At 65.4% G+C, this 17,308-nt stretch carries 17 protein-coding genes; 6 read left to right on the top strand and 11 right to left on the bottom strand.

The window, feature by feature from the left end; all coding sequences use genetic code 11:
- Nucleotides 1-6 precede the first annotated feature (6 nt).
- From C793_RS0111270 to def, 7 genes are all read right to left on the bottom strand, one after another.
- Nucleotides 7-897 carry a DMT family transporter gene (locus tag C793_RS0111270; RefSeq protein WP_017431049.1) on the bottom strand — a complete coding sequence of 297 codons (891 nt, stop codon included), beginning with the start codon at nucleotides 895-897 and terminating at the stop codon, nucleotides 7-9.
- Between the two features lie 3 nt (nucleotides 898-900).
- The gene (locus C793_RS0111265; protein WP_017431048.1) at nucleotides 901-2,136 is read right to left on the bottom strand and encodes a TraB/GumN family protein; all 1,236 of its coding nucleotides are present in this window, start codon (nucleotides 2,134-2,136) and stop codon (nucleotides 901-903) included.
- A gap of 36 nt (nucleotides 2,137-2,172) precedes the next feature.
- Entirely contained in the window at nucleotides 2,173-3,621 is a 1,449-nt protein-coding gene (locus tag C793_RS0111260) for a TrkH family potassium uptake protein (protein ID WP_017431047.1), read from the bottom strand.
- A gap of 51 nt (nucleotides 3,622-3,672) precedes the next feature.
- Nucleotides 3,673-5,046, bottom strand: a complete 1,374-nt coding sequence (trkA, locus tag C793_RS0111255; RefSeq protein ID WP_017431046.1) for a Trk system potassium transporter TrkA — start codon at nucleotides 5,044-5,046, stop codon at nucleotides 3,673-3,675.
- Between the two features lie 4 nt (nucleotides 5,047-5,050).
- Nucleotides 5,051-6,448 (bottom strand): 16S rRNA (cytosine(967)-C(5))-methyltransferase RsmB, encoded by a 1,398-nt coding sequence (gene rsmB / locus C793_RS0111250; RefSeq protein ID WP_017431045.1) that lies wholly within the window; start codon nucleotides 6,446-6,448, stop codon nucleotides 5,051-5,053.
- A complete protein-coding gene (fmt, locus tag C793_RS0111245; RefSeq protein WP_017431044.1) occupies nucleotides 6,445-7,449 on the bottom strand; it encodes a methionyl-tRNA formyltransferase in 1,005 nt (334 codons plus the stop codon). The genes rsmB and fmt overlap by 4 nt, the downstream gene beginning before the upstream one ends.
- A gap of 159 nt (nucleotides 7,450-7,608) precedes the next feature.
- On the bottom strand, nucleotides 7,609-8,121 hold the full coding sequence (gene def / locus C793_RS0111240) for a peptide deformylase (RefSeq protein ID WP_017431043.1): 513 nt from the start codon (nucleotides 8,119-8,121) through the stop codon (nucleotides 7,609-7,611).
- Between the two features lie 207 nt (nucleotides 8,122-8,328).
- Between def and C793_RS0111235 the strand changes: the two genes are divergently transcribed.
- The 5 genes from C793_RS0111235 to aroE all read left to right on the top strand — a co-directional run bounded on the left by C793_RS0111235 (nucleotide 8,329) and on the right by aroE (nucleotide 13,218).
- Nucleotides 8,329-9,420: a LysM peptidoglycan-binding domain-containing protein gene (locus C793_RS0111235; protein WP_017431042.1), complete on the top strand. Its 1,092-nt coding sequence runs from the start codon at nucleotides 8,329-8,331 to the stop codon at nucleotides 9,418-9,420.
- Between the two features lie 171 nt (nucleotides 9,421-9,591).
- Nucleotides 9,592-10,701, top strand: a complete 1,110-nt coding sequence (dprA, locus tag C793_RS0111230) for a DNA-processing protein DprA (protein WP_017431041.1) — start codon at nucleotides 9,592-9,594, stop codon at nucleotides 10,699-10,701.
- Between the two features lie 112 nt (nucleotides 10,702-10,813).
- On the top strand, nucleotides 10,814-11,395 hold the full coding sequence (locus C793_RS0111225; RefSeq protein WP_017431040.1) for an L-threonylcarbamoyladenylate synthase: 582 nt from the start codon (nucleotides 10,814-10,816) through the stop codon (nucleotides 11,393-11,395).
- Nucleotides 11,396-11,453: 58 nt separating this feature from the next.
- Complete coding sequence (gene hemF / locus C793_RS0111220) at nucleotides 11,454-12,392, top strand: oxygen-dependent coproporphyrinogen oxidase (RefSeq protein ID WP_017431039.1); 939 nt, start codon at nucleotides 11,454-11,456, stop codon at nucleotides 12,390-12,392.
- Between the two features lie 4 nt (nucleotides 12,393-12,396).
- Nucleotides 12,397-13,218 (top strand): shikimate dehydrogenase, encoded by an 822-nt coding sequence (gene aroE / locus C793_RS0111215; protein ID WP_017431038.1) that lies wholly within the window; start codon nucleotides 12,397-12,399, stop codon nucleotides 13,216-13,218.
- A 9-nt stretch (nucleotides 13,219-13,227) separates the two neighbouring features.
- Here the strand turns inward: aroE and C793_RS0111210 are convergent, their stop codons facing one another.
- Together C793_RS0111210 and C793_RS0111205 are read right to left on the bottom strand one after the other, a co-directional pair.
- Nucleotides 13,228-13,488: a hypothetical protein gene (locus tag C793_RS0111210; RefSeq protein WP_017431037.1), complete on the bottom strand. Its 261-nt coding sequence runs from the start codon at nucleotides 13,486-13,488 to the stop codon at nucleotides 13,228-13,230.
- Between the two features lie 41 nt (nucleotides 13,489-13,529).
- A complete protein-coding gene (locus tag C793_RS0111205; RefSeq protein WP_017431036.1) occupies nucleotides 13,530-14,357 on the bottom strand; it encodes a M48 family metallopeptidase in 828 nt (275 codons plus the stop codon).
- Between the two features lie 156 nt (nucleotides 14,358-14,513).
- Between C793_RS0111205 and C793_RS0111200 the strand changes: the two genes are divergently transcribed.
- A complete protein-coding gene (locus C793_RS0111200; protein WP_017431035.1) occupies nucleotides 14,514-15,389 on the top strand; it encodes an ATP-binding protein in 876 nt (291 codons plus the stop codon).
- A gap of 201 nt (nucleotides 15,390-15,590) precedes the next feature.
- On the opposite strand, the gene C793_RS0111195 is transcribed toward C793_RS0111200, so the two are convergent.
- On the bottom strand, nucleotides 15,591-16,280 hold the full coding sequence (locus C793_RS0111195) for a pirin family protein (RefSeq protein ID WP_017431034.1): 690 nt from the start codon (nucleotides 16,278-16,280) through the stop codon (nucleotides 15,591-15,593).
- A 40-nt stretch (nucleotides 16,281-16,320) separates the two neighbouring features.
- Nucleotides 16,321-17,283 (bottom strand): glutathione S-transferase family protein, encoded by a 963-nt coding sequence (locus tag C793_RS0111190; protein WP_017431033.1) that lies wholly within the window; start codon nucleotides 17,281-17,283, stop codon nucleotides 16,321-16,323.
- Nucleotides 17,284-17,308 lie beyond the last annotated feature (25 nt).

Below are 17,308 nucleotides of genomic sequence, written 5' to 3'. Positions count from 1 at the left end.
CCGGCTCTACGTCTGCCGGCGGCGCAAGGCTGAGGCGAACCAATGCCAGCGGCTGATCAGCAAGGCGGTAAAAATCAGTCCGCAGCCGCCAAGCTGTAGAGCCGTCATGGTTTCGCCGAACCACAGGGCGGAAAAAAGTGCCGTCCATACGGCTTCCAGCATTAGAATCACCGAAGCGTGGCTGGGCGTTGTCAGGCTTTGCCCCTTAACCTGGAGGAAAAAGCGCAGCGCGGTGGCCGGGATGGCGCTGGCGATAAACCAGCCCCATATGCCGGGTGTCAGCGCGTAGTCGGCGTTTTCCACGGCAAACGAAAGCGGCGTGAGCACGATACCGACCACCAGCAGCTGCAGAGCGGTGAGGGGCAGCGCCGGGAGGTGGCGTACCACGCGAATATTGGCATTGATCAGTAACGCAAAGCAGCTGGCAGATCCCAGCATGAAAAGTTGCCCGGATTCGAGCCGAAAGCCGTTATTCAACGACAGCAGAGCGAAACCGGCGAGCGCGACCGGTAGCGCTACCCAGGTGGGACGCGGTGGTTTCTCACCAAACAAAAGTAGTGCCACTACGGGGACTAGCAGAATACCCAGGCTATTGATGAAGGCGCTTTCACCCAGGTGATGCGAATGGGCCAGCCCCAGCACCCAAAAGCCGATGGCCGTGCTGAACAGCAGCCCCACCAGTAAGCCGCGGTAAAGTGCTGGCGTGGAGAGCTGACGTAGACCCGGCCAGGCAGGCATGGCCAGCACGGCACCGGCGAGCAAAAAGCGCATGCCGATAAAGCCGATCGGCGGCATGCCGGCAAGCGCCTCCTTGGAGAAAAGCCAGCCGGCGGCGGCAATTAGCGTGGTCAACAGCAGCAGGGCATCGGCCTGCCACAGGGAACGCGGCTGGCTCATGCGCTAGCCAAACAGCGCACCGGCTATGCGGAAGCCGGCGATCCAGGTGCCGACGGCAGAGCCCAGGGTAGCGAGCAGAAAGACCAGCAGGGTGCGCGATACCCGGTTGTGCCACCAGCCCCGCAGCCGGGTGACGTCGTGGCGCAACGTGGCGAAGTCGCGGACCTTGGGCCGGCGGATATACAGCTCCACGCCGGCGGCCACGAAGCCTGCGCCGATGGTGGGGTTGAGCGAGGTCAGCGGGGCGGCAAAGAAGGTTGCCACCACGGTGACCGGATGCGCCAGGGCGGCAACGGTAGCCCCGGCGGAGAGCACGCCGTTGATCAGAAACCATTCGCTGACCAGCTGCCAGCCAAGCTCGCTATTGCGCGAAAAGCCCAGCGCAAAGCCGGCAATCACCAGCAACGAGATTACCCAGGGCAGCGCCTTCCACAGCCGCGACGGCGGCGGCGTGGCTTCGAGGTTTTCGCGCTCTTCCGCCGGGCTTTCCGGCAGCGGCGCTGATAGGTGATCGCCGGTGCCCTGTAGGTGGCCGGCGCCGATAACCACCAGCACGTTGCGGTAGCGCCCGGGCGGCGTGGTTTCGGCCAGGCGCAGCGCCATGTAGCGGTCGCGCTCGCGGATCAGCGGCGTGTAAAGCGCTTCGGATTCGGCGGCAAACTCGCTGAAAGTGGCTTCCAACATGTCGCTTTCCTTGAGCTTTTCTATCTCTTCGGGGGAAATCTTCTGACGCGACATCACGCTGCCCAAAAGCCCCGATAACAGGCCCAGGCGCTGCCACCAGGGCACGCTGTGATAGACCCGCTTGAGCGTGGTGCCCACGTCGCGGTCGATCAGCAGCAGCGGGAGCCGGTGATGCTCGGCCTGCTCCACGGCGGCGCGCATTTCAGCGCCGGGCTGAATACCCGACTGCTCGGCAATGCGCTGCTGGAAGGCGCCCAGTGCCAGGCTGGCGGCGACCATGCCGGCCTTGCCCTGTTTGAAAACCTTGAACAGGTCTTCTTCTCCCATGGCGTCGGGCTGGGTCATGCTCTGGTGGCGGGCGTCGCACAGCTCGATGGCCACGGCGTCAAAGGCGCCGGAATCCAGCAGCGCCTGAACGTCGTCGGCGCTGTCCCGTGAGACGTGGGCGGTGCCCAGCAGCGTGTAGCGGGTGTCGCCGGCACTGATGGTTTGCAACGGCCCGCTGGTGGCGGGCAGCGTTGCGTCGGCAGGTGATAAAACCTGGTCTTCGCTCATGCAGGAGTCTCGATTATCCATAAATGAAAAGGGTGGCTAGCGGCGCCAGAAAGCGGGCGTAAACAGCACCAGCACGGTAAATATCTCCAGGCGACCGAGCAGCATGGCCACGACCAGCACCCATTTGGCCAGATCAGGCATGTTGCCATAGTGGGAGCTGGCCTCGCCCAGCGCCGGGCCCAGATTGTTGAGTGCCGAGCCCACGGCCGACCAGGCGGTGACCTGGTCGACGCCGGAGGCCATGACGCCGACCAGCATCAGGAAAAACAGCATCACGTAGACCGAGAAAAAGCCCCATACTGCCTGGGCGATACTGTCGGGCACGCTGACCTTGCCGATCTTGACCGCGATAACGGCGTTGGGGTGGATCAGGCGCATGATCTCGCGCATGCCCTGCTTGAGAATCAGAATAATGCGGATGACCTTCATCCCGCCGGCGGTAGAGCCGGAACAGCCGCCGACAAAGGCCGCCACAAATAACAAAAACGGCAGGGCGCCGGGCCAGGTGGAAAAGTCGGCCACGGAAAATCCCGAGGTGGTGGCCACCGAGACGACCTCAAACAGCGCGTGGCGCAGCCCCAGGCTGCCCTGGTAGGTGTGGGTCAGCCAGAGCGTGACGCTGGCAATACTCACCAGCCCGAGGAGAAACAGCATCAGAAAGCGGGCTTCCGGGTCTTCAAGGTAGTGCAGCAGGCGCTTTTCCCGCCAGGCAATGAAGTGGAGGCTGAAGCTGAACGCCGAAATCAGCATGAAACCCGCGCAGATCAGCTCGATAGCGGCGCTGTCGAAAAAGCCGATGCTGGCGTCGTGGGTGGAAAAACCGCCGATGGCCACGGTGGAAAAGCTGTGGCCCAGAGCATCAAACCAGCCCATGCCCGCCGCCATGTAGGCGAGCATACAGCTGACGGTGAGAGTGGCGTAGATATACCACAGCGCCTTGGCCGTCTCGGTGATGCGCGGGGTGAGCTTGGAATCCTTGAGCGGACCGGGGATTTCGGTGCGGTACAGCGCCATGCCGCCGACGCCCAGCGTCGGCAGGATAGCCACCGCGAGCACCACGATCCCCATGCCACCGAGCCACTGGAGCTGCTGGCGGTAGTAGCGGATGGATTCGGGCAGAAAGTCGATGCCGGTGATCACCGTCGCGCCGGTAGTGGTCAGCCCCGAAAACGACTCGAATACCGCATCGGTCAACGACAGCGCCGCGTCGCCAAACAGCATCAGCGGCAGCGAGCCGAACAGCGCCAGTACCGTCCAGAACATCGCCGCGATCAGAAAGCCGTCGCGGATGCGCAGCTCCTTGCGCTCGCGGCGGTTGGGCAGGTAAAGCGCTAGGCCGGTGATCACGGTAATCGCAATGCCCAGGGCAAAGGCATCCCACACGCCGTCGCGAAACCAGAGCGATATCAGCATCGGCGGCAGCATGGTGAGGCTGAACAGCATCAGCAACAGCCCCAGAATACGCAGAATCACCCGCAGGCTCATGGTCAGCGTGGCTCCTTGTGGTCATGGTGGCGCAGATGCCGGTTGTCGGCGCTAGAAAAAGCTCAGCCCGACCTGGAACAGGCGTTCCACATCGCGGATGCGGCGCTTGTCGATCACGAACAGAATCACATGGTCGCCGGATTCGATGACGACATCGCGCCGGGCAATCATCACGTTCTTGCCGCGCACGATGGCCCCGATGGTCGTGCCCTCGGGCAGGTCGATATCGCCGATGCTGCGCCCTACCACCCGGGACGACTGCGGATCGCCGTGGGCGATGGCCTCGATGGCTTCGGCCGCGCCCCGGCGGAGCGAGTGGACGTTGACGATATCGCCCCGACGGACGTGGGTCAGCAGACTGCCGATAGTCGCCTGCTGGGGCGAGATGGCGATGTCGATTTCGCCGCCCTGCACCAGATCCACGTAGGCGGCGTTGTTGATCAGCGTCAGCACCTTCTTGGCGCCCAGGCGTTTGGCCAGCAGCGACGACATGATATTGACCTCGTCGTCGTTGGTCAGCGCGCAGAAAATATCGCAGTCCTCGATGTTTTCTTCTTCCAGCAGGCGCTTGCTGGTGGCGCTGCCGTGGAGCACCACGGTGCGATCCAGACGCTCGGACAGCTGGGTGCAGCGTTTCAGCGTGCGTTCGATGATCTTGACCTGGTGGTTGTGCTCCAGATGCTCGGCCAGGCGCTCGCCGATGTTGCCGCCGCCGGCAATGACTACCCGGCGGAAGGTGCGTTCCACGCGCCGCAGCTCGCTCATCACCGCGCGGATATCGCGCCGGGCAGCGAGGAAAAACACCTCGTCGTCGGCCTCGATAACGCTGTCGCCCCGGGGAATGATCGGCCGGTCGCGGCGGTAAATCGCCGCCACCCGGGTATCCACGTTGGGCATGTGGTGGCGCAGAAAGGCGAGGTTCTGACCCACCAGCGGGCCGCCGTAAAACGCCTTGACCGCGACCAGCTGGACGAGCCCGCCGGCAAACTCCAGCACCTGTAGCGCGCCGGGGTGTTCGATCAGGCGGCGCACATGGTCGGTGACCACCTGCTCGGGGCTGATCAGCACGTCGATGGGGATGGCTTCGTGGGCAAAGAGTCCCTTGCGTGTGAGGTAGGCGGTGGTGCGCACCCGGGCGATCTTGGTCGGGGTGCGGAACAGCGTATGGGCCACCTGGCAGGCGATCATGTTGATTTCGTCGGTATTGGTCACCGCGATCAGCATGTCGGCATCTTCACCGCCGGCCTCGCGCTGCACCACGGGGTACGAGCCGGGACCGGTAATGGTGCGGATATCCAGGCGAGTATGCAGTTCGCGCAGCCGCTCGCTGTCGGTATCCACCACGGTGATATCGTTTTCTTCGTGCGCCAGGTGTTCGGCCAGGGTGCCACCGACCTGGCCGGCGCCAAGAATAATGATCTTCATCGGGTTATCGAGGGTCCGTTACCGGGCCGGGAGAGGAAGGCGCTGCGTACCCTTCGGCGTCAGCCGGAGCGGCGGGGCGGGCGCACTTTTGCAGACGAGCATAGAAAAAGCCGTCATGGCTTTCAAGTTGCGGGAAAAGCTGCCGGCCGTCGCCGCTGACCTGCCCCCAGGCCACATCGTCCGGAGTGGTCGCCCTGGCATCCGGCGTACGCGCGAGAAACGCCCGGATGACGTCGGCGTTTTCTTCCGGGAGCACCGAGCAGGTGGCGTAGACCAGCGTGCCGCCTTCCACCAGCAGCGGCCAGAGATTGTCCAGCAGCCGGGCCTGCAGGCCGGCCAGCGAGGCAATGTCGGCGGGGCGGCGCAGGCGCTTGATATCGGGGTGGCGGCGAATGACGCCGCTGCCGGAACAGGGCGCGTCGAGCAGGATGGCGTCGAAGTCGGCATGGCGCCAGTCACCCTGACCGGCGGCATCGGCATGGCGCAGCTCGGCGTTGAGCCCGAGCCGTTCCAGGGTGCTGTCCACCTGGCCCAGCCGCTCGTTATCGCTATCCAGCGCGGTCAGCGCCACGTCGAACTGCTCAAGCAGGTGCGCGGTTTTGCCGCCGGGAGCGCTACAGGCGTCCAGCACCCGGGCGCCGGGGCGCGGGGCCAGCGCCGGCCCCAGCAGAACGGCGCTGAGCTGGGCGGCTTCGTCCTGCACGCTGACCCGCCCCTGGTCAAAGCCGGGCAGCGCGGTTACGTCGCAGGGGCTGTCCAGCGTAATGCCATCCGGTGCATGAGGGCATGGCCGCGCGCTCATGCCCTGCTCGGCGAGCGTGGCCAGATAGGCGTCTCGGTGGCCGTGGCGCGCGTTGACCCGCAGCGTCATGGGGCCGGGGTGGTTATTGGCGTCGGCCAGCGCGCGCCACTGTTCGGGCCAGGCCTGACGCAGCGCGGTCAGCAGCCAGGTCGGGTGGGCCAGCGCGTTGCCGGGCGAGCGGTCGACTTTTGCCTGCAAGGCGGCCGACTCCCGCTGCAGGCGGCGCAGGCAGCCGTTGAGGACCCGGGTGGCCCAGGCCTTGTCCAGCAGTCGCGCCGCGCCGGCGGTTTCACCTACCGCCGCATGGGCGGGAATGCGCATGTACAGCAGCTGGTAGATGCCCAGCAGCAGCAGCGCCTGAATGTCCTGGTCGCGCTTTTTCAGCGGCTGGCGCAAAAGTTCGCCGGCCAGCGCTTCCAGACGCGGCAGGTAGCGGCAGGTGCCAAAACACAGCTCCTTGAGCAGGGCGCGGTCGCGCGGGGCGACGCCCGTCTCGTCCAGCCCGGCAAGCGAGCCCTGCTCCTTGAGCACCGGTGTCAGAGCGCGGGCCGCTGCGGCGCGGACGGCTGTTCCGGTGGCGTTATCCCGTGGGGCATTCATTGGGCAGCTCCCTGCGTTTGATTCGAGGCTTCGGCGGGGCACCCCAGGCGTTTGCCCTCGGCCAGGCGCGGCGGGCGCGCGTTGAGTAGCTCACGGACGGAAAGGGCCTTGCCCCCGGGCAGCTGAGCGCGGGTAACGCGCAGCACTTCATCGCCGCGTTCGCCGCAGGCAATGCGTAGCGCATCGGCGTCCGGCGCGAGCAGCGTGCCGGGCGTTTGTGGCGTGCCGGCGGTGTCCTCGGCGCTGGCCAGCAGCAGCCGCAGGCGGGCGCCGTCCTGATCGAGCGCGCACCAGGCCACCGGCCAGGGGTTGAAGGCGCATACTTTGGCGGCCAGCTCGGCGGCGGGGCGGGAGAAGTCCAGCTCGGCTTCGGCCTTGGACAGCTTGGCCGCGTAGACGACGCCGCTTTCCGGCTGGGGGCTGGCCTCGGCGCGGCCCTCGGTCATGGCGTCAAGCGTTTCGGTAAGCGTCTTGGCGCCGAGCCCGGCCAGGGTATCGTGGAGCTCGCCGCTAGTGGTCGTCGCCGTGATCGGAGTGCGCGCCTCCCGGAGCACATCGCCGGTATCCAGCCCGACATCCATCTGCATGATCGCTACGCCGGATTCGGCGTCTCGGGCTTCGATGGCCCGCTGGATCGGCGCGGCACCGCGCCAGCGCGGCAGCAGCGAGGCGTGGACGTTGATGCACCCGAGGCGCGGAATGTCCAGCACTGCCCGGGGCAGCAGCAGGCCGTAGGCCACCACGACCATCACGTCGGCGTCGAGGGCGGCAAGCTCTGCCTGCGCCTCGGCGTCTTTCAGCGTGGTCGGCTGGTAGATGTCCAGGCCGTGATCCAGCGCCAGCGCCTTGACCGGGCTCGGCGTGAGTTTGCGGCCACGGCCGGCGGGGCGGTCGGGCTGGGTATAAACGCCGATTACCTCGTGGCGACTTTGCAGGAGTGCCTTGAGGCTATCGGCGGCAAAATCCGGCGTGCCGGCGAACACAACGCGCAGTGCTGACATGAAAAGGGTCCCTGAAGAAAACAGCGCTGGAAGAAACGCCCGGCAAGCCAACCGGAAATGAAACGGGCGCCGGAAAAGAGGGCGCCGGAGAAGGTGATCGGCCGACAGCGCAATGGCGCCGGGCGCTTCCGCCTGCCCGCCCGGTTAACGCCGGATGGGCTAGGCGTTCTGCACCGGCTTGTGGTGTTTCTGCATTTTCTTGGCGACGCGCTCGCGCTTCAACGGCGAAAGGTAGTCCACAAAGAGGACGCCTTCCAGGTGGTCCAGCTCGTGCTGAATGCAGTGGGCCAGCAGGTCGTCGGCCTCCAGCTCGTAGTCTTCACCGTCGCGGTTGGTAGCGTTCAGCCGGATGCGCAGGTAGCGCGGCACCTCGGCGTAGTATTCGGGGATCGACAGGCAGCCTTCCGACAGCGGTTCCTTTTCCTCACCCAGGGCGACGTAGCTCGGATTGATGAGCACCAGCGGCTCGTTGCCGGACTCGCTGACGTCCATCACCACAATGCGGCGGTGAACATCGACCTGGGTAGCAGCCAGACCGATACCGCGCGCCTCGTACATGGTTTCCAGCATGTCGTCGACCAGGGTGCGCACCTCGTCGTCAACCTGCTCGACCGGAGCTGCCCTGTTGCGCAGCCGATCGTCGGGAAAGGTGAGTATGGGTAGTTTAGCCATGACGTTATCGTTACCGTTATGCTGATTCTGTTAGGGCATCCAAACCGGGCACAAAAGTCGGGACCGGTTTGTGTGCTTTGCTGCCGGCTATTATATCATGCCCGCCCGGGCGTGCCGACAGCGGCCCGGCGTCAGGCAGGCCGACAGCCGCACCAATCGACAGTCACACCAATCGACAGCCGCACCAACTGGACTCAAGGACACGGCATGGCACGACACAAGCAGCGTAGCAGATCGGGCTGGGGCCCGGCGGCGGTGGGGCTGGCCCTGCTCGGGCTGATGCTGACCCCGCTGGTGGGCACGGCCGCTGCGGCCGACGATATGCAGATGCGCGGCGATGCCCCGTCGCGCTACACGGTCGAGGACGGCGATACGCTCTGGGATATCGCCGGCGAGTTTTTGCAATCGCCCTGGCACTGGTCGCGTCTCTGGCGGAATAACCCGCAAATCGACAATCCACAGCGGATTTATCCCGGCGACGTATTGACGCTGGACCGCTGCGGCGGCCGCCCCTGTCTCAGCCGCGAGCGCGGCCGCCGCGTGGTGAAGCTGTCCCCCGAGATGCGCAAGCTGCCGCGCCGCAAGGCGATAGCGCCGCTGCCAATGAGCGTGCTGCAGGCGTTTTTGCGCAAGCACCGCCTGGTGGATGACGCCAATCCGCCCGACGAGCTGGCGTATGTAATCGCCGGCGACAACAAGCGGCTGGTCAGCGGTGCCGGCGATCGGGTATTTGCCCGTGTCACCGAGGCATCGGCGAGTGCCGCGCTGGCGCCGGGCGAGACGCTGAGCATTTTGCGCACCGGTGAGCACTACCATGACGCGGACGGCACCTCGCTGGGCAGAGAACTGATCGGCATCGGCGAGGGCGTTACCACCGGCCGCGATGACGATGTCATCAGTCTGCGCATCAACAAGGCGGCCCGGGAAGTACGCAACGACGATATCCTGCTGCCGCCGGAGCCGCACCTACGAGCCGATAACCTGACACCCGCCGTACCGCAGCGCGATGTTAGCGGGCATATTATCGGCGTGCCGGGAGGCGTGCGCTTTATCGGCCGCATGCAGATCGTGGCGATCGACCTGGGCACCGAGGACGGCATTCAGCCGGGGCATGTGCTGAGCATCGAGCCGCAGGGCGAAAGCGTTATTGACCCGCGCACCCAGGAGCCGGTTACGCTCCCGGGGAAAGCGGAGGGGTCTCTGGTGGTGTTTCGGCCGTACGACCGGGCCAGCTATGCCATCGTAATGGCCGCCACCAACACCCTGGCAGTGGGTGACAGCGTGCACCCGCCGCGTTGAACATGACGGCTCTTCGAGAATTGGGCAGGGTCATGAGCTCAAGGAGTGGACTCGAGGAATAGGCTCAAGGAATGGGCTCAAGGAATGGGCTCAGGGACTGAGCGGGGAGTATGCTGGGAGTATTCAGGGAGTATGTTGAGAGTATGCTAATAGAATGCAGGGAATGAAAAAGTGAACGCCAGGGAATGGTTGGCCGTTTTTGCGCTGCCGGGGCTGGGCCCCCAGCGACTGGCCGCAGTAATGGCACAGGCGCCGACCTGGCCCGACGACTGGCTGGCGCTGTTGCCTCGCAACGCCGCTGCGGCGCTACGGCTGTGGCTGGAGCACCCGGCGAAAAGCCCGCTGACGCCTGCCATCGAAGAGAGTCTGGCCTGGGAAGAGGCGGCGCCGGAGCGCACCCTGCTGCATCCCGACCATCCGGCCTTTCCCGCGCTTCTGCAAGAGATTGCCGACCCGCCGGCGATACTCTGGGCGCAGGGTGACCTGAGCGCGCTGCACCCGGCCGGCATCGCCATGGTCGGCAGCCGCCGGCCCACGGCCGAAGGAGCCGCCAATGCCCGTACCTTTGCCCGGGAACTGGCGCAGCGCGGTTTTTGCGTGACCAGCGGCATGGCGCTGGGCATTGACGCCGAGGCCCAGCGTGCCGCGCTGGATGCCGGCGGCCCCAGCATTGCCGTGCTGGCGACCGGTATCGACGTGATTTACCCCGCCCGCCACCGCGAGCTTTACCAGCAGCTGGCCACAGCCCCCGGCGGGCTGCTGCTCGCCGAACACCCGCCGGGCACCCGGGCCCATCCGGCGTTTTTCCCGCGCCGCAACCGCCTGGTGACCGGCCTGGGGCTGGGCACCCTGGTGGTCGAGGCGGCCGAAAAGAGCGGCTCGTTGGTGAGCGCCCGCCTGACGCTTGAGCAGGGGCGCGAGCTGTTTGCCCTGCCGGCCTCGCTGCACAACGCCCAGGCGCGCGGGTCGCTGCAGCTGCTGCGCACCGGGGCCAGTCTGGCATGCACTGCCGACGATATTGTCGACGAGCTGGCCCACTGGGGCGACCACTACGCTGCCTGTCGGGCAGGGGCCGTCAGTCCCCCGTCAGCGCCGCCGGAACCCCCATCGCCGGTGCCGCCGTCGGACCCGCTGCTGGGCGCTCTCGGTGCCACGCCCACGCCGCTGGATGTGCTGGTCGAGCAGGCCGAAATGACGGTAGGAGACGTTCAGCAGCGCTTGCTGATGCTCGAGCTGGAAGGTCTGGTCGGTCAGCAGCCGGGCGGCTGGGTACGCCGCTGACGCGCGTGCCGATGGCCCCTGCGGCTGTGATACGATAATCCTCGCCCGCGATCGCCGCCTGCTATTGGCGCTCGGCGACGGGTGTCTGGCTACTGCCGCGAAGGAGCTCCTCATGCCGACGGTTATCCCCGGGACCGCTACGCTGGAAAACGCCGTGACCGCGCTGCGCGACGGCGATGTTATTGCCTGCCCGACCGAAGCTGTCTGGGGGCTCAGCTGCAATCCGCACAACCCGTCGGCACTGACCCGCCTGCTGCGCATGAAGACCCGAGCGCCGGCCAAGGGGTTGATCGTGGTGGCCGCCGATATCGACCAGCTGACGGCCTGGCTGGCGGGGCTCGACTACCGGCTGTACGCGCCCCTGCTGGCCAGCTGGCCGGGGCCGGTGACCTGGCTGGTGCCGGATAACGGCACGGCTCATGCGCTGGTGCGCGGTGACCACGCGACCGTCGCCCTGCGGGTAACCGATCACCCGGGGATGCAGGCGCTGTGCAGAGCGTTCGGCGGGCCGCTGGTGTCTACCTCGGCCAATCGCGCCGGCGAGCCGCCGGCCATGAGCGCTGCCGAAGCCGGCGCCCTGTTCGCCACCGATCAGCGGGACGAGCCGGCAGTGGTACTCGCCGGCGAGCTGGGCGGGCACGAGCGCCCTTCCAGCATCCGGGATCTGGCCAGCGGCCGTGTGCTGCGTGACTGACCCGGCCGACCTGTTAACCCCGGCTTTCCATCCTCCGTTTTAGCCCTGGAGCAACACCGTGGCGCATGAACACCTTGACGATGTAAAACGCTATCTTCTCGATTTGCAGGAGCGCCTGTGCGACGGCATCGCCGAGGCCGACGGCCAGTCGGCCTTCAGGGAAGACAGCTGGGACCGCGAGGCAGGCGGCGGTGGCCGCTCCCGAGTGATTGAAAACGGCAACGTCTTTGAAAAGGGCGGCGTCAACTATTCCCACGTCTACGGGGCGACGCTGCCGCCCTCGGCTACCGCCGCGCGGCCCGAGCTGGCAGGGCGCAGTTTTCATGCCGTGGGCGTTTCCTGGGTGCTGCACCCGGAAAACCCCCACGTTCCCACCAGCCACGGCAACGTGCGCTTTTTGATCGCCGAGAAAGACGGCGAGGCACCGGTATGGTGGTTTGGCGGCGGCTTTGACCTGACGCCGTTCTACCCGGTGCTCGAGGACGTACGCCACTGGCATCGCGTGGCTCGGGCCGCCTGCGAGCCTTTCGGCGAGGATGTTTACCCGCGCTACAAGGCCTGGTGCGACGACTATTTTTATCTCAAGCACCGCGACGAAACCCGCGGCGTGGGCGGGCTCTTCTTTGACGACGTGAACACCGGCGGCTTTGACGACTGCTTTGCCTTCATGCGCGCGGTGGGCGACAGCTTTCTGGATGCCTATGTGCCGATTGTCGAGCGCCGCCGCGACACGCCGTACGGGCAGCGCGAGCGCGACTTTCAGCTGTATCGCCGGGGGCGCTACGTGGAATTCAACCTGGTCTGGGATCGCGGCACTCTATTCGGCCTGCAAAGCGGCGGGCGCACCGAGTCGATACTCATGTCGATGCCGCCGCTGGTCCGCTGGGAATACGCCTACCAGCCGCAGGAAGCCAGCGCGGAAGCCCGGCTGGAGGCCTTTCTGACGCCCCGGGACTGGCTCTCGGACACGCCCTTTGCAGACTCGGTACAGGAGTAATCTCATGGCTGATCGCTATGCCGTATTCGGCAATCCGGTAGCCCATTCGAAGTCGCCGCAGATTCACGCGGCCTTTGCCGACCAGACCGGCCAGTCGTTGCGCTATACCACGGTCGAGGCGCCCGAAGACGATTTTGCCGGCGCCTGGCAGCGCTTTGTGCAAGACGGCGGGCGCGGCGCCAATGTCACCGTGCCGTTCAAGGGTGACGCTTTTGCGCTGAGCGATACCCTCAGCCATCGCGCGCAGCGGGCCGGCGCGGTGAACACGCTGATTATGGGCGGCAACGGGCGCACCTACGGCGACAATACCGACGGCATCGGGCTGGCGCGTGATCTCGCGCATCACGAAGTCACGTTGAAAGGCAAGCGTGTGTTGATGGTCGGCGCCGGCGGAGCGGTACGCGGGGTGTTGGCCCCGCTTCTGGCCGAGAGCCCCCGGGAGCTGATGATCGCCAACCGCACTGCAGCCAAGGCCGTCGCGCTGGCCGAGGCGTTCGCCGATGCCGGACAGGTCAGCGGCGGCGGCCTTGAGGATATTGACGGCGCCTTTGACGTGGTGATCAATGGCTCCAGCGCCAGCCTTTCCGGCGATATGCCGCCGCTGCCCGACGGCCTGTTTGCCGCTGGCGCCAGCGCCTACGACATGATGTACGGCGCCGAGCCCACGGTGTTTCTGCGCTGGGCCGAGGCTCGTGGCGCACGCACTATCGACGGGCTGGGTATGCTGGTGGAGCAGGCGGCCGAGTCGTTCTTTCTCTGGCGCAGCGTGCGCCCGGACACAACCGCCGTGCGCGCCTCGCTGCGCCAGGCGCTGGCCGACGGCTGAAGCGTGGCGTTACCCCTGGCGCCGCTGCGCCAGGCCGACCATGCACATCAGCAGGCCGATCACCGAGGCCATCAGGCCGCCGTTGACCAGAAAGGGCGCGCGTTCGATCCAGGGCGCAAATTCCTGGGCCGACTCGCGGCAGACGCCGGCGACGTAGTCCCAGTGGCCGCCGTCGAGCTGGCAGGCGCGCACGTCTCCCAGCTCCCAGAAGTACAGGCCGAGCATCAGCAGCGGCGGCAGAATCAGTAACAGCAATCCCAGACGTATCATCACATTCCTCGGTTAAGCAGAAGCGGGTGGGGCCGGCAGCGTCAGGGGCGCGGGCAGTCCGGCGTGTGTCCGCGATTGCGGGCGTTTTCATAGGCGTCCAGCGCCCGGGGCATATCGGCCTGGAGTCCGCTGATGCGGTGGCCTTCGCTGGGGTGAGTCGACATCCATTCGGGCGGGCCGCCACCGCCGGCGCGCTGCATGTTCTGCCAGAGATTCACGCTTTCGCGCGGGTCAAAACCGGCGCCGGCCATGAGCTGCAGGCCGATGCGGTCGGCCTCGCTTTCATGGCGCCGCGAAAACGGCAGCAGAATGCCGTACTGCGCGCCCATGCCCAGCAGGCCCATCAGCTGCTCGCCGCCGGCGGATTCCACCCCGGCCGCACTCGACAGCGCCGAGAGCCCCAGCTGGGTCGCGCTTTCGGTCGAGGCGCGTTCGTTGGCGTGGTTGGCGAGTACGTGGCCGACTTCGTGCCCCAGCACCGTGGCCAGCTGGGCCGGGTTGTCGGCGACGTCGAGCATGCCGCTGTTGACGCCGATGTAGCCACCGGGCAGGGCAAAGGCGTTGGGTTCGTCCGCCTTGAAGACTTCCACTTCCCAGCTTTGCCGGCGCTGCTCGGCGGGCAGCTCGTTGACGATGGAACGGGCCACGCACTGCACGTAGCGTTGGCTGTTTTCGTCGGCGGCAGGAAGCTCCTGCTGGTATTGGTCAAACGCCTTGTCGCCCATTTGGTTGAGCTCGTCATCCGACATCAGCAGCAGCTGCGAGCGCCCGGTAGGCGAGGTGGCGCAGCCGGCAAGCGCCGTTATCATCATGGTACCCATGAGCGTGGTACTTAGAGCGGTCACGGCAAGGGAGCGGACGTTTCGCATAAGCGTCTCCTGGTTGATAAGTCGGCGACAGGTCGGCGGGATCACCGGCGTTGAGCATAGCGCTTCAGCACGGCCCTTGAACATGGCCCTTGAATACAGTCCTTAAGGGCAGCCTTTAAAGACATGGCGAGTATAAATCACAACGGAGGAATTTCGATGGATGCCGAGTTGACGCAGCGATTGATGCAGCTGCTGGAACGCGTGGAACACTGGCTGCCGCCCGCGCCGGAGCAGGTTGACTGGACGACCCATGTTGCCGCTCTGTGGCAGCGTCATCCGCTGGGCGGGCAGCTGGTGCCGGTGCCCGTGCGCGACGGTGTGGCGCTGGACGACCTGCTGGGGATCGAGCGCCAGAAGCTCGCGCTGCTGGATAACACCCGGGCGTTTCTCCAGGGTCTGCCGGCCAACCATGCGCTGATGTGGGGCGCTCGGGGCAGCGGCAAGTCATCGCTGGTGCGCGCGCTGCTCAACTCGCTGGCTCCCGAGGGGCTGCGCATGATCCAGATTGACCGCCACGACCTGAGCCGGCTGCCGGCGCTGGTGGAAGAGTTGCGCTATCTGCCGCAGCGCTTTGTGGTGTATTGCGACGACCTGTCGTTCGAGGGCCACGACGATGCCTACAAGGCGCTCAAGAGCGTACTCGACGGCGCGCTCACCGGCCCGCCGGATAACGTGCTGCTGTACGCCACGTCCAACCGCCGCCATCTGCTGCCGGAATCCATGGACGATAATCAGGCATCGCGTCTGGTTGGGGATGAGCTGCATCACGGCGATGCCGTGGAAGAAAAAATCTCGCTGTCGGACCGTTTTGGCCTCTGGCTGGGGTTCCATCCGTTTCAGCAGGATGTCTATCTCCAGGCCTGTGCCCAGTGGGTATCGCAGCTGGGCTCACCGCAGGACTGGGACAGCGCCGCCCGCGCCGAGGCCGTGCGCTACGCCACCCTGCGCGGCGGGCGCAGCGGTCGCGTGGCCTGGCAGTTTGCCAACCACTGGGTCGGCACCCGGCGTTTGCACGCGGCAGCATCCGGTTGATCGGAATGCCGCCCACCTCGGCCGACCGCGGCGAAAAATGCTGAATCACCCGGCGGCCGTCAACAACGGGGCATTCGCGCGACTCGAACAAAGCGGGGTTTGTTTCAGTATTGCTCAGCGCACTGCCTTTCAGGTAGATGGCTCAGCCCACGGCCAAGCCGAATAACGTTCAGAGAGGCGAAACTGACGGCTCAGACCAGGTCAGGCAAGATCAAACAGCAGCAGTTCGGCGTCCCGCTGGCCGGCAACCTCAATCGGCTCGCCGGGACTGAAGGCGGCCGCATCGCCGGCGGCAAGCCTCTCGCCGTTGATGACCGCCTCTCCTTTGGCCACATGCAGCCAGGCATGGCGCACCGGGGGCAGCTCGGCTTGTTCACCGGCTGCAAAGCGGCCCAGATAGAGGTTGACGTCCTGGTTGATACTCACGGAGTCGTTGCGCCCGTCCGGGGAAAGTACCCGCCTCCACTGGCCTTGCCGCTGCTCGGGCGGAAAGGCTTTTTGCTCGTAGTTGGGCGCAATGCCGTGCCGCGCGGGCATGATCCATATCTGCAGAAAATGAAGTTCCTGCTCGCTTGAGTGGTTGAACTCGCTGTGCAGAACGCCGGTGCCCGCCGACATGCGCTGGACATCTCCCGGGCGCATCACCGCGCCGTTGCCCGTGCTGTCCTTGTGGGCCATCTCGCCGTCGAGCACGTAAGAAATGATTTCCATCTCTTCATGGCCGTGGGTGCCAAACCCTTGGCCTGCCTGTACACGGTCTTCGTTGATCACGCGTAACGTGCGAAAGCCCATGTGTTCAGGGTCGAAGTAGTTGGCAAAGGAAAAGGTATGGCGCGAGCGCAGCCAGCCGTGATCAGCATAGCCACGTTCATTGCCGGCGCGGATCAGCATGAGACACTCCTTTCTTGGCTACTGGCCTGGTTATTGGCTTTCATGCCTTTTCACGCACGCCCTGACCGGTCAGGCGATCGCGATCGTGGGGGCGGTCAAGATCAAGAAGCGGCCCCTTGGGCACGATGCCGTTGGGGTTGATGGTGTCGTGGCTCATGTAATAGTGGCGCTGGATATGGTCGAAGTTGACCGTCTCCTTGACCCCCGGCCACTGGTACAGCTCGCGCAGGTAGTTCGACAGGTTGGGGTAGTCTTCAATCCGGCGCAGATTGCACTTGAAATGCCCGTGGTAGACGGCATCAAAGCGAATCAGCGTGGTAAACAGGCGAATATCCGCCTCGGTCAGCCATTCGCCGGCAAGATAACGGTGCTCGGCGAGCCGTGCTTCCATGCGGTCAAGCGCCTCAAACAGCGCTATAACGTGATCTTCATATACGCCCTGATCGGTAGCAAAGCCGGCTTTATACACGCCGTTGTTGATGTGATCGTAAACGTCGGCGTTGACCGCATCGATGGTTTCGCGCAGGTCGTCGGGGTAGAAATCCAGCCGGTTGCCGGTAAGCTCGTCAAACGCCCCGTTGAGCATGCGCACAAGCTCTGCCGATTCGTTGTTGACGATGCGCCCGTCGCTTTTGTCCCACAATGCCGGCACCGTTACCCGCCCGGTGTAGTCCGGACTGGTCAGGGTGTAGAGCTGGTGATGGTAGGCAACGCCGTTGACCGCATCGCCGCTGGAGCCTTCATCGACGTGATACGTCCAGCCGTTTTCCCGCATCAGCGGGCTGGTGTGGGAGACGCCGATCAGACCTTCCAGGCCCTTCAGCTTGCGCATGATCAGCAACCGGTGCGCCCAGGGGCAGGCAAGCGAAACGTAAAGATGAAAACGATCCGCCTCGGCGGTCACCCAGTCGCGCAGCTTTGCGGATTCGCGCACAAACTCACCGCCGTGCTTTTTGGTGTCGTACCACTGGTCGTGCCATTCGCCGTTGATCAAAAGACCCATGATGATTCACTCCGTATGCAAAATC

The organism is Vreelandella jeotgali Hwa (genome assembly GCF_000334215.1).
Classification (GTDB): domain Bacteria; phylum Pseudomonadota; class Gammaproteobacteria; order Pseudomonadales; family Halomonadaceae; genus Vreelandella; species Vreelandella jeotgali.
This window is presented reverse-complemented; position numbering and strand designations above follow the sequence as displayed.